The sequence below is a fragment of the Shimia sp. CNT1-13L.2 genome (assembly GCF_024331145.1).
In the GTDB taxonomy this organism is placed as follows: Bacteria; Pseudomonadota; Alphaproteobacteria; order Rhodobacterales; family Rhodobacteraceae; genus Shimia.
In genome coordinates this window covers 522,878-540,342 of record NZ_JANDJO010000001.1, presented here as the reverse complement: position 1 = coordinate 540,342, position 17,465 = coordinate 522,878, and the positions used below count along the sequence as shown (strand labels likewise).

General features: G+C 59.5%; 16 protein-coding genes. 12 read left to right on the top strand and 4 right to left on the bottom strand.

Annotated features, from left to right (window positions below):
• Positions 1-63 precede the first annotated feature (63 nt).
• The 4 genes from lspA (at position 64) to NNA36_RS02665 (ending at position 3,830) form a co-directional block, all read left to right on the top strand.
• Complete coding sequence (gene lspA / locus NNA36_RS02680; RefSeq protein WP_255103959.1) at positions 64-534, top strand: signal peptidase II; 471 nt, start codon at positions 64-66, stop codon at positions 532-534.
• A gap of 50 nt (positions 535-584) precedes the next feature.
• Positions 585-1,100, top strand: coding sequence for a DUF3035 domain-containing protein (locus NNA36_RS02675; RefSeq protein WP_255103957.1), 516 nt, complete (start codon positions 585-587; stop codon positions 1,098-1,100).
• Positions 1,101-1,194: 94 nt separating this feature from the next.
• On the top strand, positions 1,195-2,535 hold the full coding sequence (locus NNA36_RS02670; protein WP_255103956.1) for a pitrilysin family protein: 1,341 nt from the start codon (positions 1,195-1,197) through the stop codon (positions 2,533-2,535).
• Entirely contained in the window at positions 2,532-3,830 is a 1,299-nt protein-coding gene (locus NNA36_RS02665) for a pitrilysin family protein (protein ID WP_255103954.1), read from the top strand. The genes NNA36_RS02670 and NNA36_RS02665 overlap by 4 nt, the downstream gene beginning before the upstream one ends.
• A 51-nt stretch (positions 3,831-3,881) precedes the next feature.
• Here the strand turns inward: NNA36_RS02665 and NNA36_RS02660 are convergent, their stop codons facing one another.
• Both NNA36_RS02660 and deoC read right to left on the bottom strand, forming a co-directional pair.
• Positions 3,882-6,221, bottom strand: coding sequence for an aldehyde dehydrogenase family protein (locus tag NNA36_RS02660; RefSeq protein WP_255103952.1), 2,340 nt, complete (start codon positions 6,219-6,221; stop codon positions 3,882-3,884).
• A gap of 13 nt (positions 6,222-6,234) precedes the next feature.
• Positions 6,235-7,227, bottom strand: coding sequence for a deoxyribose-phosphate aldolase (deoC, locus tag NNA36_RS02655; protein WP_255103950.1), 993 nt, complete (start codon positions 7,225-7,227; stop codon positions 6,235-6,237).
• A gap of 185 nt (positions 7,228-7,412) precedes the next feature.
• On the opposite strand from deoC, the gene NNA36_RS02650 reads away from it, so the two are divergent.
• Genes NNA36_RS02650 through NNA36_RS02635 form a run of 4 tightly spaced genes read left to right on the top strand, consistent with a single transcriptional unit; the run spans position 7,413 to position 11,330 of the window.
• On the top strand, positions 7,413-8,375 hold the full coding sequence (locus NNA36_RS02650; protein ID WP_255103948.1) for a metal ABC transporter solute-binding protein, Zn/Mn family: 963 nt from the start codon (positions 7,413-7,415) through the stop codon (positions 8,373-8,375).
• Between the two features lie 17 nt (positions 8,376-8,392).
• Positions 8,393-9,199: a metal ABC transporter ATP-binding protein gene (locus tag NNA36_RS02645; protein WP_303623609.1), complete on the top strand. Its 807-nt coding sequence runs from the start codon at positions 8,393-8,395 to the stop codon at positions 9,197-9,199.
• 2 nt (positions 9,200-9,201) lie between these two features.
• Positions 9,202-10,407, top strand: coding sequence for a metal ABC transporter permease (locus tag NNA36_RS02640; RefSeq protein WP_255103947.1), 1,206 nt, complete (start codon positions 9,202-9,204; stop codon positions 10,405-10,407).
• On the top strand, positions 10,404-11,330 hold the full coding sequence (locus tag NNA36_RS02635) for a metal ABC transporter permease (RefSeq protein ID WP_255103946.1): 927 nt from the start codon (positions 10,404-10,406) through the stop codon (positions 11,328-11,330). Before NNA36_RS02640 ends, NNA36_RS02635 begins: the two co-directional genes overlap by 4 nt.
• 4 nt (positions 11,331-11,334) lie before the next feature.
• On the opposite strand, the gene NNA36_RS02630 is transcribed toward NNA36_RS02635, so the two are convergent.
• Positions 11,335-13,068 carry a SulP family inorganic anion transporter gene (locus tag NNA36_RS02630; protein WP_255103945.1) on the bottom strand — a complete coding sequence of 578 codons (1,734 nt, stop codon included), beginning with the start codon at positions 13,066-13,068 and terminating at the stop codon, positions 11,335-11,337.
• 322 nt (positions 13,069-13,390) lie between these two features.
• Between NNA36_RS02630 and NNA36_RS02625 the strand changes: the two genes are divergently transcribed.
• The 3 genes from NNA36_RS02625 (at position 13,391) to NNA36_RS02615 (ending at position 15,451) form a co-directional block, all read left to right on the top strand.
• A complete protein-coding gene (locus NNA36_RS02625) occupies positions 13,391-13,768 on the top strand; it encodes a helix-turn-helix domain-containing protein (RefSeq protein ID WP_255103944.1) in 378 nt (125 codons plus the stop codon).
• A gap of 35 nt (positions 13,769-13,803) precedes the next feature.
• Positions 13,804-14,505 (top strand): LuxR family transcriptional regulator, encoded by a 702-nt coding sequence (locus tag NNA36_RS02620; RefSeq protein WP_255103943.1) that lies wholly within the window; start codon positions 13,804-13,806, stop codon positions 14,503-14,505.
• 85 nt (positions 14,506-14,590) lie between these two features.
• Positions 14,591-15,451 (top strand): acyl-homoserine-lactone synthase, encoded by an 861-nt coding sequence (locus tag NNA36_RS02615; RefSeq protein WP_255103942.1) that lies wholly within the window; start codon positions 14,591-14,593, stop codon positions 15,449-15,451.
• Between the two features lie 66 nt (positions 15,452-15,517).
• Here NNA36_RS02615 and NNA36_RS02610 read toward each other — a convergent pair whose 3' ends face one another.
• A complete protein-coding gene (locus NNA36_RS02610) occupies positions 15,518-15,898 on the bottom strand; it encodes a DUF983 domain-containing protein (protein ID WP_255103941.1) in 381 nt (126 codons plus the stop codon).
• Between the two features lie 151 nt (positions 15,899-16,049).
• Between NNA36_RS02610 and NNA36_RS02600 the strand changes: the two genes are divergently transcribed.
• Positions 16,050-17,420, top strand: a complete 1,371-nt coding sequence (locus tag NNA36_RS02600; RefSeq protein ID WP_369681608.1) for a PLP-dependent aminotransferase family protein — start codon at positions 16,050-16,052, stop codon at positions 17,418-17,420.
• Positions 17,421-17,465: the final 45 nt, after the last annotated feature.

Genomic DNA, 17,465 nt, shown 5'->3' with positions numbered 1-17,465 from the left:
GCGGAGACTTCAGGCAAGGCCCTGAAACATAAAACAAACGCAGAAAGGCAGAAGGGGCGATCCATGCGTCTGGTGTTCTGGGCCGGTTTTTGGGCATTTCTGACCGATCAGGCCAGCAAATACTTCGTAGTTCACTACTTGAACTTGATCGAAGTGGGCAGGATGGATGTCTTCCCACCATTCCTGCGCTTTGCGATGGCGTGGAACGAAGGTGTGAACTTTGGCCTGTTTTCAAACGGATCTGACGCCGCCCGCTGGGTTCTGATTGCAATTGCGGTGGCGATTGTCGGCTTTGTGCTGTTCTGGGTGCGGCGTGATCCACCGGGGCGGATGGGGCTGTTCGCTGCCGGGATGTTGATTGGCGGGGCCATCGGAAACGTGGTTGATCGCCTGATCTATGGCGCGGTCGCCGATTTCCTGAACATGTCCTGCTGCGGCATTCAAAACCCGTTTGCCTTTAATCTCGCAGATGTCTGGATCTTTGCTGGCGCCATTGGCTTGGCATTTTTTGGGGGCTCGAAAAAGCCTAGGTGACGCCGCCGAAGCAATCGGATAAAAGCGGGCAAGGTTAGAGGAGTAGACTCATGCGATTGTCGCAGGTTGTGATTTTCGGGTTGGCCGTTGCGGTTGCGGGCTGCGCAGGCAGCGAAAGCGGTATTCGCATCCTGAGCTCTAATGGCGAGGGCCCGGACGAGTTCCGTATCGTACCGTCCAAGCCCCTGTCTGCGCCAGAGAACTATGCCGAACTTCCTGCGCCTACTCCGGGTGGAGAAAACCTCACCGATGTCGATCCTGTGGGGGATGCGGTTGCCGCGTTGGGTGGCAAACGCTCTGCGACCCAGGCCGGCGCGCCTTCCAGCGCAGATGCTGCGATGGTGAACTATGCGGCGCGCAAGGGGCGTCAAGCAGACATTCGTGCCGTCACGGCCGCCGAGGACGAAGACTTTCGTGAGCGCAGAGGGCGTTTCGCTAACATCCGTATTGTACCAACGGATCGTTACAACGAAATCTACGATGACCAGCACCTCGACCAATATCGCGAGCAGCGGCGTTGGCGGTTGGGCGGTGCGAAGACACCTGCCGCTCCTCCCAAGAACTAAACGTTTTCGTTACACTGCTGGCTTGCCCCTTGAAGCGCCCGGTTGCGGGCGTAACTATTATTTGTGACGTGTGAAATTTTCGGGGAGAACTCTGATGAAGCGTTTGTTCGCTTTGGCCGGTGCGATTTTATTGGCGGCCGCGCCTCTGAAAGCTGAAGACACCGTAACTGACTTTGTCCTCGACAACGGTATGCAGGTGGTTGTCATCGAAGACCACCGCGCACCCGTGGTGACGCACATGGTCTGGTATCGTGCAGGATCAGCGGACGAGCCTGCCGGATCATCCGGAATTGCTCACTTTCTCGAACACCTGCTTTTCAAGGGTACAAAGACCCTTGAGCCGGGAGAGTTCTCGGCCACGGTGGCAGCAAACGGCGGTCGCGACAACGCCTTCACGAGTTATGATTACACGGCCTACTTTCAACGCGTGGCGGCTGACCGGCTCGAGTTGATGATGCAGATGGAAAGCGATCGCATGGTCAATCTTCAGCTTGGTGAGGCGGAAATCCTGACGGAGCGGGATGTTATCATCGAAGAGCGGAACCAACGTACCGAGAACAGTCCGGGTGCGCTGATGCGCGAGCAACTCAATGCCGCGCAGTACCTGAACCATCGGTATGGCGTGCCGATCATCGGCTGGCGGCACGAAATGGTAAACCTGTCGCTTGAGGATGCGCTGTCGTTCTACGAGACGTACTATGCGCCGAACAATGCCGTGCTTGTTGTCGCGGGCGATGTCGAACCCGACGCGGTACTGGAATTGGCAAACACCTACTATGGAAAAATCCCGCCCAATCCCGAGCTTGAGCCGCGCGCGCGTTCGCAAGAGCCGCCGCAAACCTCTGCCCGTCGGATGGTGTTCGAAGATCCGCGCGTGGCCCAGCCTTATGTGACACGGTCCTACCTTGCGCCTGAACGGGACCCCGGAAACCAAGAAACCGCTGCGGCCCTGACGATCCTCGCCGAAGTTCTTGGCGGGGGAACCACATCAGTCCTGACGGAAAAGTTGCAGTTTGAACAACAGGTCGCGGTCTATACCGGCGCTTGGTATCGCGGGACATCCCTGGATGATACGACCTTCGATCTGACCATCGTTCCCTCCCAGGGCGTCAGCCTTCAGGACGCAGAAGATGCCATGGACGCGGCAATTGCAGAGTTCCTCGAAGAGGGTGTGGATCGGGACCACCTTGAGCGGATCAAGATGCAGCTGCGGGCCTCGCAGATCTATGCGCGCGACAGCGTCGATAGCTTGGCCAATCGCTATGGTGCGGCGCTGACGTCCGGTCTAACGATCTCGGATGTGCAAGCATGGCCAGACATTCTGCAAGCCGTGACGGAAGACGACATAATTTCCGCTGCCAAGCAGGTGTTCAATCGCAAAACTTCGGTCACTGGTTGGCTGAAAGCGCCTGAAAACGTGGAGGTGAGCCAATGATCCGTTTCCTATCTGCAATCCTTGTGATCGTCTTCGCGCTGCCGGTTCAGGCGGGCGTGGAAATCAAAGAAGTTACCTCGCCAGGCGGAATCAAGGCATGGTTGGTGGAAGAGCCGTCGATCCCGTTTGTTGCTCTGGAAGTGCGCTTCAAGGGCGGGGCCTCTCTCGATGCTCCGGGCAAGCGAGGGGCGACGAACCTGATGGTCGGCCTTCTGGAAGAAGGGGCGGGCGATCTTGACAGTCAGGGCTTTGCCGAGGCCACCGAAGCGCTTGCTGCGCAGTTCAGCTATGATGTCGGCGACGATACCCTGTCGGTATCCGCGCGTTTCCTGACAGAGAACCGCGACGCCGCCGTTCAGCTCTTGCGGTCGTCCATTGTTGAGCCGCGCTTTGATCCTCAGGCGGTTGAACGTGTACGTGCTCAGGTTCTGGCGTCCATCCGATCAAGCGAAAAAGACCCCGACGAAATCGCAAGTCGGTCGTTTGACGCGCTGGCCTTTGGCGAACACCCTTATGGATCGCAATACGCAGGCACCCAGGAAAGCGTTGCCGCGTTAACGCGGGAAGATATCATTGCTGCACACGATGGGGCCATGGCGCGTGATCGTTTGTTTGTTTCGGCGGTCGGCGATATCACCGCCGAGGAACTTGGGTTTCTGCTTGACGATCTTCTGGGCGAACTGCCCGCAGAGGGTGCCAAAATGCCGGTTCAGGCAGAGTTGATGCTGAAAGGTGGCACAACGGTCGTTGAGTTCGACACCCCCCAATCGGTGGCGCTGTTCGGTCATGAAGGCATTGACCGTCACGATGATGATTTCTTTGCCGCCTATGTCCTGAATGTCATTCTGGGAGGCGGAGGGTTTGAAAGTCGCCTGATGGAAGAAGTTCGTGTGAAACGCGGCCTGACCTATGGGGTCTATTCCTATCTCGCTCCCAAAGACCATGCGGCGCTGTACATCGGTTCGGTGTCTTCGGCCAATGACCGTATTTCCGAAGCGGTAGATGTTATCCGGTCGGAATGGGCTCATATCGCCAAGGACGGCGTGACCGAGGAAGAGCTTGCCAAGGCCAAGGCTTTGCTGACGGGGGCCTATCCCCTGCGTTTTGACGGCAATGGGTCGATTGCGCGGATCATGGTGGGGATGCAGATGGACGATCTTCCGATCGACTATATCGAAACCCGAAATGACAAGGTGAACGCCGTGACCCTGGAAGATGTCAATCGCGTGGCGTCAGAGTTGCTGAGGCCGGAAGACCTGCATTTCGTGATCGTGGGTAAGCCGGAAGGCGTCTGAGGTTACAGGTATCCGGAAAGAAAAGGCGCTCCGGTTGGAGCGCCTTTTTGTTTACTCTCCGTAAGGCACCCAGATGTTCTTGATCTCGGTGCTGGCCTCAAGAAAGGCCCGGGAGTTGTCTTCGAACCAGTCCGGTGTCTGTCCGTTGTTGACCCATGTTCGTTTGAGGTTGCCTGCGCTGCCGCGCTCGATCTCGGCGGACAGGTTGGTGGACGAGAAGGACCAGACCGCATCGATGTCCAGATGGCTTGCCAGCGTTGACGCGAGTTCCGAATGGGTACCGGTCAGGATGTTGACGACGCCCGCAGGCACATCAGACGTATCAAGCACCTGGTAGAAATCTGTGGCGGCCAGCGGGAAAGGCTCTGACGCCGCGAGGATCACACGGTTGCCCATCGCGATTGCCGGCGCCATCACCGAGACCAGCCCCAGCAATGGTGCATCGTCCGGGCATAGGGCACCGATCACGCCAGTGGGTTCGCGCATCGCGAGGGCCACACCGCGGATCGGAACATTGTGAACCTTACCGTCGTATTTGTCGGCCCAGGCCGCAGCCGAAAACAGGCGCTGGATTGACGCCTCGACTTCCCGCGCGCCATTGCGTGCGTTGGTCAGGGCATTGACACGCGACGCGAATTCTTCGGCGCGGGCCGAGAGGTTTTCCGCGATGTAGTAGAGGATCTGTGCCCGCAGGTGGCCCGTCGTACCGGCCCAGCCCTTGGCCGCCTGTGCGGCTTCCACCGCGTTGCGAATGTCTTTGCGATTGGCGATGGGCGCCTGGCCAAGCAGGTTTCCGGACTTGCCGTAGATTGGTCGTGAATAGCCGCCATCAGGACGTGCCTGTTTGCCGCCGATATAGAGTTTCGGAGTACGATCCAGCGGGTCGGATGGCCCCTTGTCGCCCTTGAAGCCCGCGATGGGGGCAAGCGCTTTGGTGGCCTTTCGGGGTTTGGTATAGGCCGCCAGCCCTTCCCAGCCGCCTTCGCGCCCGAACCCACTCTCGCGTTTGCCGCCAAACCCTGCGGCAGCGTCGAACAGGTTGGTCGCGTTCACCCAGACGACGCCGGCCACGAGTTTGGGCGCGATGTCCAGAGCAAGGTTCACATTCTCCGTCCAGAGGGACGCGGCCAGCCCGTAACGCGTGTTGTTGGCCAGGGCGACGGCTTCGTCCGGGGTCCGGAAGGTTGTCGACACCAGTACGGGGCCAAAGATTTCCTCTTGCATCAGAGGCGACGAAGGCGCGAGCCCGGTGATCAGGGTCGGGGGATAGAAACAGCCTTCGACTGGCATCTCGACGGCCGCATGATAGGTTTCGCCTTCGCTATTGGTGTTGACCATGTCCGTGATGGTTTGCAGCTGGACCGGATCGACCACCGCGCCCACGTCGATGCACTTGTCCAGCGGGTTTCCAAGGCGCAACCCGTCCATGCGCGCCTTGAGCTTGCTGTGGAACTTTTCGGCGATGCCTTCCTGCACCAAGAGGCGCGAACCGGCGCAGCATACCTGACCCTGATTGAACCAGATTGCATCGACAAGGCCTTCGATGGCGCTGTCGATATCCGCATCGTCGAACACGATGTAGGGGGATTTTCCACCCAGTTCGAGCGTCAGGGATTTTCCGCTTCCGGCGGTCGCTTCGCGGATCTTACGCCCCACGTCGGTTGAGCCGGTGAAGGCGATCTTGTTGATGTCTTCGTGGGCGGTGATCATCTCGCCCACCGCACCGTCGCCCGTCACGATGTTGACAACACCATCCGGCAGGCCGGCCTGGCGGCAGATGTCGGCAAACAGCAGGGCCGTCAGCGAGGTGTATTCGGCGGGTTTCAGTACCACCGTGTTGCCCATCGCAAGCGCTGGCGCGATTTTCCATGCCAGCATCAGAAGCGGGAAGTTCCAGGGGATGATCTGGCCGCAAACACCAAGGGCGACGCGGTCTGGCAGTTCGCTGTCCATCAGCTGCGCCATGCCTGCGTGATAATAGAAATGCCGCTGCGCCAGCGGAATGTCGATGTCACGGCTTTCGCGGATCGGCTTTCCGTTGTCGAGGGTTTCGAGCACCGCAAACAGGCGGGCGTGTTTCTGCAGCAGGCGCGAAATGGCATAGAGGTACTTTGCCCGGCCATGCCCGCCGAGTTTCTCCCATTTTGCCTGCGCCTTGCGTGCGGCCGTAACGGCGGCGTTCACGTCATCCTGCGAGGCTTGGGAAAGCGTTGCCAAGGTTTCGCCATTGGCCGGGTTGCGGCTTTGGAAATCGTCCGTGGCTTTGGTGAAGCTGCCGTTGATGAAGTGGCCGAACTTGGCCCCCTGATCGACAATCCACGCAAGCGCATCTCCGGCGCTTTCGGGGGCAGGGCCATAGTCCATGCTGTCAAAGATCTCTTTTACGGTCATTGTCTGTGTCCTGTCAGGCCATTGCGTGGCGGTATCCGGCGGAATAGGCGCCAGTGACGTGGTGTTCCAACTGGCGTTCGATATCGCCGAGCAGCGACGAGGCCCCAAAGCGGAACAGGTCGGGTTGCAGCCAGCGGTCGCCGAGTTCGTCTTTCATCAGAGACAGATAGGTGATCGCGTCCTTGGCCTTGGAAATACCGCCAGCAGGTTTGTAGCCGACACGGAAGCCGGTCCGGTCATAGTAGTCGCGGATGGCACGGATCATCACCAGCGACACGGGCAGGGTGGCGTTCACGCTTTCCTTGCCAGTGGATGTCTTGATGAAATCGGCACCGGCCATCATGCAGACAAGGGAGGCCCGCGCGACGTTGCGCAGGGTGCCAAGTTCTCCGGTGGCAAGGATCGCCTTGACGTGTGCATCTCCACAGGCTTCGCGGAAGGCTTTCATCTCGTCATAGAGTGCCTGCCAGTTTCCTTGCAGAACATGGCGGCGGGTAATGACGATGTCGATTTCCTCGGCCCCTGCCTTTACGCTTTCGCCGATCTCGGCCACCCGAAGATGGAATGGCGACAGGCCCGCAGGAAAGCCCGTGGAAACGGCAGCGACGGGAATGCCCGAGCCTTCAAGGGCCGTGACCGCGGTCGGGATCATATCGTGGTAAACACAGATGGCGCCGGTGGTCAGACCCTGCATGCCAAGCGCATCAAGGATGTCTTCGCGGACGGGCTGTTTGGCCTTGGCGCAGAGGCGCTGAACGCGCCCCTCGGTGTCATCGCCAGACAAGGTCGTCAGGTCGATGCAGCTAATGGCGCGGCAAAGCCATGCGGCCTGGTAGTCTTTCTTGACAGAGCGGCGACCGGGCAGCGTTTTGGCCCGGCGTTCGATCGCCGAGGTATTGGCCTGCGCGCGGCGGACCCAGTCAAGATCGAGTTCCATGCCCGGATTGCGGGGTTCAACCGCTTGAGGCAACTGGTGTTCCATGGAGGTGGCTGTCGGGGTGTGCATGTCTCATCCCTGTTCAGATCAGACCCCACCGTGTCATGCTGCCGCAGCCTTGGCAAGATTGCCGCGACGCCCGTTGCATAAATTTTGGCCATTTGGTCAAAAGTTATTTGAGAATAATTCTCAATTGCGTTGACTTTGTTGCGAATGGCTCTCATATTCATTGTCAGAACAAGGAAGGACCAACGATGCGATTCTCTCGCCGTGGATTTCTGGCAGCCAGCGCCGCAGGGGCAGTGACCCTTGCAGGCCCCGCTTTTGCACTCGACAAGCTAACGGTTGTTGCGACAACCGGCATGATTGCCGACGCCGCGCGGCAGGTGGGTGGCGATCTGGTCGAGGTGCAGAGCTTGATGGGCCCCGGCGTGGATCCCCATTCCTATCGTCAGACCCGTTCAGATATCGTTGCTATGACGCGCGCGGATGTCGTGCTGTGGCACGGTCTGTATCTCGAAGCGCAGATGGAAGAGTTTCTTCACAAGCTGGAAAAGCGTGGCACTGTCTATGCCGTCACGGATGGGCTTGATCGCGGCAAACTCCGCAGCCACCCGGACTATGATGACAAGTTCGATCCTCACGTTTGGATGGTGCCTGATCTCTGGACGGGAGTCGTTGATCAGGTCCGTGATGTGCTGAGCGACGTACGTCCGGATATGAAGGACGCCTTCCATGCGAATGCCGCTGCATTCCAGAAGGAACTGGGTGACTTGCAGGCCTATGCCGAGCGTGTGATTGCCACTGTACCGCAGGAATCCCGCGTGCTGGTGACAGCGCATGACGCCTTTAGCTATTTCGGTCGCGATTTCGGGTTCGAGGTCATGGGTATTCAAGGCATCTCGACCCAATCCGAAGCCGGGCTTAACCGGATCGGCGCGTTGGTCGATATCCTTGTCGAGCGCAACATCGGTGCGGTTTTTGTCGAAAGCTCGGTTTCGGATCGCAGTATTCGCGCGCTGACCGAGGGCGCTGCTGCACGTGGCCATGAAGTGATCATCGGTGGCGAGTTGTTCTCGGATGCGATGGGCCGGGATGGCACATATGAAGGCACCTACCTTGGCATGATCGATCACAACGCTACCGTTATTGCGCAGGCGTTGGGCGGCGAAGCTCCGGCGCGTGGCATGGCCGGCAAGTTGTCGGCAGGGTTTTGAAGCGGGTTAGGTAGACGATGACACTCGAACTTGCAGCCAATCAGGGCGTTGCCCCCAATCTCGACCAGGTCGAAGCCAGCCCGTTTGCCGTGCGTGGCATGACGGTGTCTTATGGTCAAAAGCCGGTGGTTTTCTCGGTAGACATGACCGTATCGGAAGGCTCCATGACAGCGATCATCGGTCCGAACGGAGCGGGCAAATCCACCTTGCTCAAGGCGGCTCTGGGTATCGTGAAACCGCTTTCCGGACGGGTGATGATTTTTGGCAAGCCTCTGAAGGGCCAGCGTAATCGCATTGCCTATGTGCCCCAGCGGGCGAGCGTTGACTGGGATTTTCCGACCCGTGTCATTGACGTCGTATTGATGGGTTTGCACCGCGAACTTGGTTTGCTGCGTCGCGTGCGCCAGCATCACGTGGACAAGGCGCGGGACTGTCTGGATCGCGTCGGTATGGCGGATTTTGCCAACCGCCAGATCGGTCAGCTGTCTGGTGGACAGCAACAGCGCGTGTTCCTTGCGCGTGCGCTTGCACAGGGGGCCGATCTCTACCTCCTGGACGAGCCCTTTGCCGGGGTGGATGCCGCGACTGAAAAGGCGATCATTGATGTTCTGAAAGGGCTCAAGGCCGAGGGAAAAACCGTTGTGGCCGTGCATCATGACCTTTCAACCGTGAGCGAGTATTTCGATCGCGTGTTCATGATCAACACCCGCAGAATTGCCGAAGGCTCGGTGGCAGAGGCCTTTACCGCAGAGAACCTCGACAAGACGTATGGCGGCCGTCTGGCCACCGCGCATGTAGATCAACTCGACCTCGCCGCAGGCTGATCATGCTCTGGGACGCGCTGTTTCTACAGATGGGCTACAACGCCACTCTGGTGGCAATTGGTGCCTGTTTTCTGGGTGTCGCTGCCGGAGTGACTGGCACATTCCTGTTCCTGCGCAAGCGGGCCCTTGTGAGCGACGCCATCAGCCACGCAACCCTGCCGGGGGTCGGCCTTGCCTTTATTGTCATGGTTTTGCTGGGCGGCGATGGCCGTAGCCTGCCGGGGTTGCTGTTCGGCTCGGCCGTGTCCGCATGGATCGGCCTGTTGGGGGTAAGCTGGCTCACCCGGCGCACCCGCCTTGCCGAAGACGCCGCGATTGGCGCCGTTCTGTCGGTGTTCTTTGGGTTTGGCATCGTTATCCTGACCGTGATCCAGACAATGTCTGTAGGGCGCCAAGCCGGATTGGAAGGGTTCCTCCTCGGGTCTACCGCCGGCATGTTGTGGAACGATGCCGTGGTGATCGCGGCTGGTGGGGCGTTGACGCTCGCCGTGGTCCTGTTGCTGCGTCGCTCGATGGCGCTGGTGGCCTTTGATCCCGAGTTTGCGGCAGCGAGCGGCATCAACGTGCCACGCATCGACCTTGCGATCATGGCGCTGGCCATGGCGGTGACGGTTGTTGGCCTCAAGATCGTAGGGCTGATCCTGATCGTGGCAATGCTGATCATCCCGCCTGTGACCGCACGTTTCTGGACCGATCGCACAGACAGGGTGACATTGATCTCCGGCATCGTCGGGGGCGTTTCCGGCTATGTTGGGGCCGCGCTTTCTGCAGCCATCCCGCATCTGCCAACCGGTCCGATTATTGTGCTCACGAGCTTTGGGATGTTCATTCTTTCCCTGCTTCTGGCGCCGAACCGCGGCGTTTTGGCGGCCTTGCTGCGGCACCTGAGTTTTCAGAGGCGGGTTCATATGCGGCAGGGTTTGCTGGCGCTGGCACAGGGGCAGCCGATCTATGAAAAGCTGACACTCCGCCTGTTGGAGCGCGCAGGTCTTGCGCGGGCGGATGGTGTGGCGACCGAGGAGGGGCGGGCTCGCGCGGCCAAGGCGCTGCGCGACGAAAAACGCTGGGAATTGGTTCGGGCGGATCAGGCCTTTGAGAGCGCGGCCGCCTTGTACGACGGGCTGCGCGAGATCGAAACGGTGCTAACCACGGATCAGATCGAGGAAATTGACCGCAGGATCGGTGGACCAATGGGAGTTCCAGCATGAGCGGAGCCGAGTTTGTCCCCCTGTCTCTGACGCCCTTGTTGATCGGGATGTTTGCCGCGGTGGCCTGTGCATTGCCCGGCAACTTCCTTGTGTTGCGGCGTCAGGCGTTGATCGGTGATGCGATTTCACATGTGGTTTTGCCGGGTATTGTCGTGGCGTTCCTGATTACGGGAACGGTGGCCGCGTGGCCCATGATGTTCGGCGCTGCGGGGGCCTCGGTTGTGGCCGTGGCCTTGATTGAGGCAATCCGGCGTCTGGGCAAGATCGAACCCGGGGCGGCAATGGGTGTGACCTTCACCTCCATGTTCGCCGGTGGCGTGTTGTTGCTTGAACAATCGGACACGTCGTCTGTGCACCTTGATGTGGAACACGCGCTTTATGGCAATCTCGAAAGCCTGATCTGGCTGGATGCCGTGGGGTGGGAAAGCCTCTGGGATCCTGTTGCACTGGCGGGGTTGCCGGACGAACTGATCAGGATCGCATTGACCCTTATCGGGGTGGTGGCTTTCACCTGGATCATGTGGCGACCGCTCAAGCTCTCGACCTTTGACGAAGGGTTCGCCCGCACGCTTGGCGTGCGCACGGGGGTGATCGGATTTGCCCTTGTGATCGTGGCCGCGATTGCAGCGGTGGCGGCGTTTGATGCGGTCGGCTCGATCATCGTGATCGCGATGTTCATCTGCCCGCCAGCGGCCGCGCGTCTGATGACCAACCGACTTGAAGTGCAGATCGCTTGGAGCGTTGTCTTTGCCCTGGTTTCCGCCGTTCTGGGGTACGTTTTCGCGGGCTTTGGTCCGATGTGGTTTGGGGCGAACAACGCCGTTAGCGCGGCAGGGATGATCGCCACCGTGTCAGGCGTAATCCTTGTTTTGGCCGCACTTTTCGGACCCTGCCGTTCCCGCACCGGCGCGCCGGTGGAATAGACGTCTAAGCGGCGCTGACCGGGGATGGCTGTGGCGTCAGGGCCTTCATCGCGTCGAACTGCGACAGGTACACACGACCGGTGAGGTCTTCCAGAAAGTGGCTGCGTTGCAGGCGGTCCATGACCGGGCCTTTTACCTCGGAGAGATGCAGGGAAATCCCCATTTCGTCGAGACGTCGGTTTATCTCCTCCAAACTTTCCAAGGCGCTCATGTCGATTTCGTTCACGGCCGAGCACATCAGGACGACATTTTTGATCGGTTCATCACATACCACGCGATCGTAAAGATAATCCTCAAGGAACCGTGCGTTGGCAAAGTAGAGGCTCTCGTCGATCCGCAGCGTCACGATGCTCGGGTGTGTTTCGACCTTATGGCGCAGGATATTTCGGAAGTGCTGGGTGCCGGGAACAAGGCCAACTTCGGCCACGTGGGGGCGGGATGTCTTGTAGAGGAAGAGGCCCAGCGACAAGAGAACCCCTGCGGAGACCCCGACTTCGACACCAAAGCCGAGGGTAAGGAAGATGGTGGCGGCCACCGCCATGAAATCGACCTTCGAGTAGTTCCAGGTTTTGGGAAGGATCGAAAAATCGACGAGGCTCAGCACCGCCACGATGATGGTCGCGGCCAGAGTGGCCTTGGGCAGGAAGAACAGCAGGGGGGTAAGGAGCAGGGCCGCCAGGGCAATACCGATAGCGGTGAATGCTCCTGCGGCTGGCGTCTCGGCGCCGGCATCGAAATTCACCACGGATCGCGCAAACCCGCCCGTTACTGGATAACCCCCTGAAATCGCAGCGGCAATGTTCGAGGTGCCAAGGCCGATCAATTCCTGATTTGGAACGATGCGTTGGCGTTTCTTGGCGGCAAGTGTCTGCGCGACCGAAACGGATTCAACGAAGCCGATGATCGAGATCAGCAGTGCCGAAACAAAGAGGGAGGACCAGATGTCGGCGGAAAAGCTGGGCAAGGCGAAAGGGGGAAGGCCCTTGGGGACGTCGCCCACGATGCGCACCCCTGCGTCGGAAAGGTTGAACCCCCAGGCAACAAGCGTGGTTGCGGCCACTGCGGCGACGGGGCCTGCCTTGGCTAGGATGTCGGCCAGTCGCGCCTTAAGGCCAAGAGACATAAGAGCGGGTTTCAGGCCCTTGCGGACCCAGAACAAAAAGGCGGTGGCCGTTGTGCCGATGGCCAGCGTCGCAAGATTGGTTTCCGGTAGGTGGGCGATCAGAGAACCGATCAGGTCGATCAGATTGTGCCCGTGCGCATCGACGCCCAAGATGTGTTTCAGCTGTGACGTGGCGATCAAAACACCCGACGCCGTAATGAAGCCGGCGATCACCGGATGAGACAGGAAGTTCGCCAGAAAACCCAATCGAAACAATCCCATAACGGTAAGCATCAGGCCCGAGATGAACGCCAGTGCAATGGCTGCTGCGGCATATTCAGCCGTGCCCTGCAAGGCGAGATTGCCGACGGCGGCGGCGGTCATGAGGGAAATGACGGCGACGGGGCCGACGGCGAGGGCGCGGGAGGTGCCGAAGATCGCATAGGCGACGAGGGGCAGGATCGAGGCATAGAGGCCCATTTCTGCCGGCAGGCCAGCGAGCAGCGCGTAGGCCAGAGACTGCGGAATCAGCATGATGGTCACAATTACAGCCGCGACGAGATCGGATGTAAGTGCTTCTTTATTATACTCTTTTGACCACTGGAGGATCGGGAAGTAGCGGGCAATAGGGGACATCGGGTCCGGGCTCCATCAGCTGTGTAGTGTCTTATATATTCAAAACTGAGAATTTGTGAAGAGGGGTAGGCCGCGAGATGAAAATCAGCGGATTAAGGCTTTGCAGGCATGTTGGTACGCGGGTCTGTATTGCGTCGGTATTACGTCGGTATTGCGGAGGTGGTGAAATCCGGATTTGCCTAGTTAACGGACAGTGCGTGGTTAGCCCAACGTAAGCGAGGGGGCGAAATCGGGATTTGACGCCAATTAGGGTCATTGGGTGCTTGATTTGCTGAGGCAAGTGATTCATGTAGGGCCCGCGAATTTAGCGAGGATTTCAGGTGTGAGTTTGATTGACGAATTTCTGGGGCAGAGCATTGCCTCGCTGCGGGCAAAGCGCGGCCTGTCGAGAATGGGTCTGGCGATGCAGCTGGGCGTGGCGGAAAAGCACGTGGCCGATCTGGAAGCAGGCAGGATTCGCGCCTCGGTAACGCAGCTGTTCAAAATTGCCGACATCCTCGGCGTGGCGATCGAAACCTTCTTTGCGAGTGAACAGGAAAGCTGCGGTGTGGCGGGCACATGCCCCGAATTTCTGAACAGAGAGGCGCGTGAAATCGTCGATCACTATAATGCGCTTTCAAAACCCCACAGAAGTGCGTTATTTGACTTCTTGGTAGAGTCCAAGCTTGACGGCAGGGGGACGCCTACCCAACTGCACTAGGAAGACCCGAAGACGGGCGAGCGAAGAGGCGTTACTTGTCCGTTGTCGATCTGAGCAAACTTCCGTTTCAGGGAAACAACCTGCGTTCCTTTCTGGACGAGGTGTGCGAAACGCATGAGCTGGACTATGCGGCATATGCGGGCATGAATCCCATTGCCGGATCGGTGCATGGGTTTGTGAACTATCCCGACGAATGGCAGAAGGTGTACGTGGACGAGGGGTTTCAAAACCGCGACCCCGCATTGATTGCCGCAAGCAAGAGCATCGCACCCGTTGATTGGCAGCGTCTGCGAGGCGAGGATACATTCCAGACGATTTTTCGGGCCGCGCATGATTTCGGTATCGCCGATCAAGGCCTGACGATCCCGGTGCGCGGGCCCTTCGGAGATGTTGGCCTGTTCAGCGTGACGCGCAAGTGTTCGGATGCGGAATGGGCGCTTTTGAAAAAGCAGATCATCGGTGATTTGCAGAATGCCGCGGTGCATTTGCATGACACGGTTGTTAAGTCGCATGCGCTTACTCAGAAGTTGACGCACCCGGCGCTTTCTGAGAGAGAAGTCGAAATCCTGCAATGGACGGCCGCCGGCAAGACCCAGCAGGATGTGGCGGATATCCTGTCGATTTCGAGCCGGACCGTGGAAGTTCACCTGCGGTCGAGTCGTAGTAAACTTGGTGCTTTGACAACATCTCAGGCCGTCGGGCGCGCAATCGGGCTCGGGCTGATCTACCCACTGTGATACCCACTACGGGATTTCCCCAATAGAGGTTCTGAACTGAAAAGTTCACATTCACCGCAGCGTGTAAGTGCAGCGGAGAAGAATCATGATCATCGTAGTCGACGGTATGAACCGGGACCGCTATCGCGGCCTCCTGGACCAGATGTTTGAACTCCGAGCGCGTGTTTTTGGCGGGCGTCTCGGTTGGGAAGTAGAAGTCGTAGATGGTAAAGAGGTTGATCAGTTTGATGCTTTGAACCCCGCGTATGTTATTGGCGTGAACGAAGAGGGGCGTGTTGTGTCCTGTGTTCGTGCGCTTCAGACCACGGGGCCGCACATGCTGTCCGATGTGTTTTCCTCAATTCTCGACGGCCAGCCGCCGTTGCGCAGTCCGACGATCTGGGAATCGACCCGGTTCTGCGTGGACACAGAGCTTTTGGGGCGTGGTAAGTGTCGTAACTCGGTAAGTTATGCCACCTGCGAGTTGATGGCAGGATCGCTGGAGTACGCCCAGAATTCGGGTATCAGCGATATCGTGACCGTGATCGATCCGGTGATGAACCGGGTGCTGAAACGGTCGGATTGTGCGCCCTATGACTATCTGGGCAAGACGGTTCCGATGGGCAAGGTGCCTGCGATGGCGGCATTGCTGGATTGCAGTGACGAGCGCATCGAGAAGATCCGGGCGTTTGCCGGTATCGAGGGCGACGTTTTTGTCGATGAGGAGACGGCAGACTCGTTAGCGGACAAAGTGCCTGCGCCGAAAGCACCGGAAACCCTGTTTGAAGGTATGGTCCCTGCGGCTTCGGAAATCCGTGTGACGCAATCGATGTTGGAAGAGTACTGCCTGGATCAATTCCATGCGGCCTCTGACATGGGTGAACTGGAAGCGGCCAAGAAGCTTACCGGTATTCTGCGCAAGGCGGGCATGATCCGCGACAGCGAAGTAGACCTGATCGCCGGTTAAAAAACGAATAACGAGGCTGAGAGCACGGGCGTCCCTGTTGGGGCGCCCTTTCTGTTTTTTGGGGTCTTAGAAGCCGTGCATCCGCTTGGCCCATTGGTAGGCGACCACGAGGCCCTTCATGCGTGGCAGCATGAACAGGGACGCGGATACCGTAATCACCGACAGGGTGAGCGCCAGTGTCCAGGGATCAGGGCGGAAGTGCACAAAGAGGATGTGCAGGGCAAAGCCCAGGATGTGACCGACGATCAGGATGGTCAGGTAAGCGGGGCCGTCATCGGCGCGCTGGTGGCTGAGATCCTGTCCGCATTCGCTGCATTCCGTGTTCACCTTGAGGTAGGAGTGCAGGAGTTTGCCTTCGCCGCAGTTCGGGCAGCGCAGGCGCAGACCTTTCACGATGGCGGGTTTCAGGGGGCGATCCTGTGTTTCGGCGAGGGTGTCCTGGGTCATGTGTCATGCTCCGAAGTTTGGTTCGGCTTAGGGCGATTCTAAATTGATTGCAATCAATATCGATCAATTTGCCTTGAATGTTTCATATTGTATCGCTATGCACGGGGCGCGCGACAGATGTGATGGCTGGATAACGTCAAGGAGACGGGTCGTGAAGGATTGGAATCCTGTCCTGGGGGACACGGACAAGCCCCGCTATATCGAGATTGCCGAAGCAATCCATGCGGATGTGATGCGTGGACTGTTGGCGCCGGGGGATCGGTTGCCGCCGCAGAGGGCGTTTGCCCAGAGGCTTGGGGTGGATTTCTCGACAGTTTCGCGCGGCTATGCCGAGGCGGTGCGGCGCGGTTATATCGAGAGTTTTGTCGGACGCGGGTCTTTCGTGAAGGCGCCCGAGGAGGCGGCCGAGGGGCCGGACCCGAAACGGGCTTCGGAAGAAGATCCGATGATGAACATGCCACCCGAGCCGGATGATCCGGAGCTTGTGGCGCGGATGCAGGGCGGGTTGGCGCATGTGGCAGCCAATCTGCTGCCGGTGCTGCGGTACCAGTCGGTGACCGGAAGCGTGGCGGATCGGGAGGTTGCGGCCGGATGGCTGGCGGCCAACGGGATTGCGGCGGAGGCGGCGGATCTGGCGATCACCCCGGGTGCTCATGCGGCGATCCATGCGATCCTTTCGGTGCTGGGCGAGCCGGGGATGGCGGTCTTGTGCGAGGACGTGACCTATCCGGGATTGCGGGCGATTGCGGCGCGGCTGGGGCTGCGGCTGATCGGGGTGGCCTGTGACGATGACGGCATGGTGCCCGAGGCGCTTGAGGAAGCCATCACCAGCCAGTGGCCGGTGGCGGTCTACCTGAACCCGACCTTGCAGAACCCCACGACGCGGACGGTGCCGGAGGGGCGGCGCGAGGCGATTGCGGCGGTGCTGCGCGACCACGACATGCCGCTGATCGAGGATGATGCCTATGTCTTTGTCGCGTCGGATGCGCCGCGGCCGATCTCGGATCGGGTGCCGGGGCTGGGCTGGCATGTGGCGGGGGTGTCCAAGTGTTTCGGGGCGGGATTGCGGCTGGCCTATGTGCGGGTGCCGAAGCCCGAGATGATGGGGGCGTTTTCCCAGAGTTTGCGGGCGATGCACGTGATGGCCTCGCCGATGTCGCTGGCGCTGATGGGGCGCTGGATCGAGGATGGCACGGCAGAGGCGGTGCAGGCGTTCGTGCGCGGTGCGGCGCGGGAGCGGCAGGCGCTGGCGGCCAAGGTGCTGGCGGGCTGTGATGTGCTGGGTGCGCCGGAAGCGTTCAACCTGTGGCTGGCGCTGCCCGAAGGCACAAGCCGGGCCGAGATCATGGTGCGGATGGCGGGGCGTCAGATCGGCATCATGCCGAGCGATGCCTTTACCGTTGCGGGCGCGCCGCAAGAGGCGGTGCGGGTCTGTCTGGGTGGTCCGATCGGGATGGAGCAGCTTGCCAGTGACCTGCGTGCTCTGCGGGATGCGGTGACGCGGAAGGATTGGCTGGGCTAGAGCGAAAAAAGCCCCGGAGCCTTTGACGGGTCCGGGGCTTGAGAC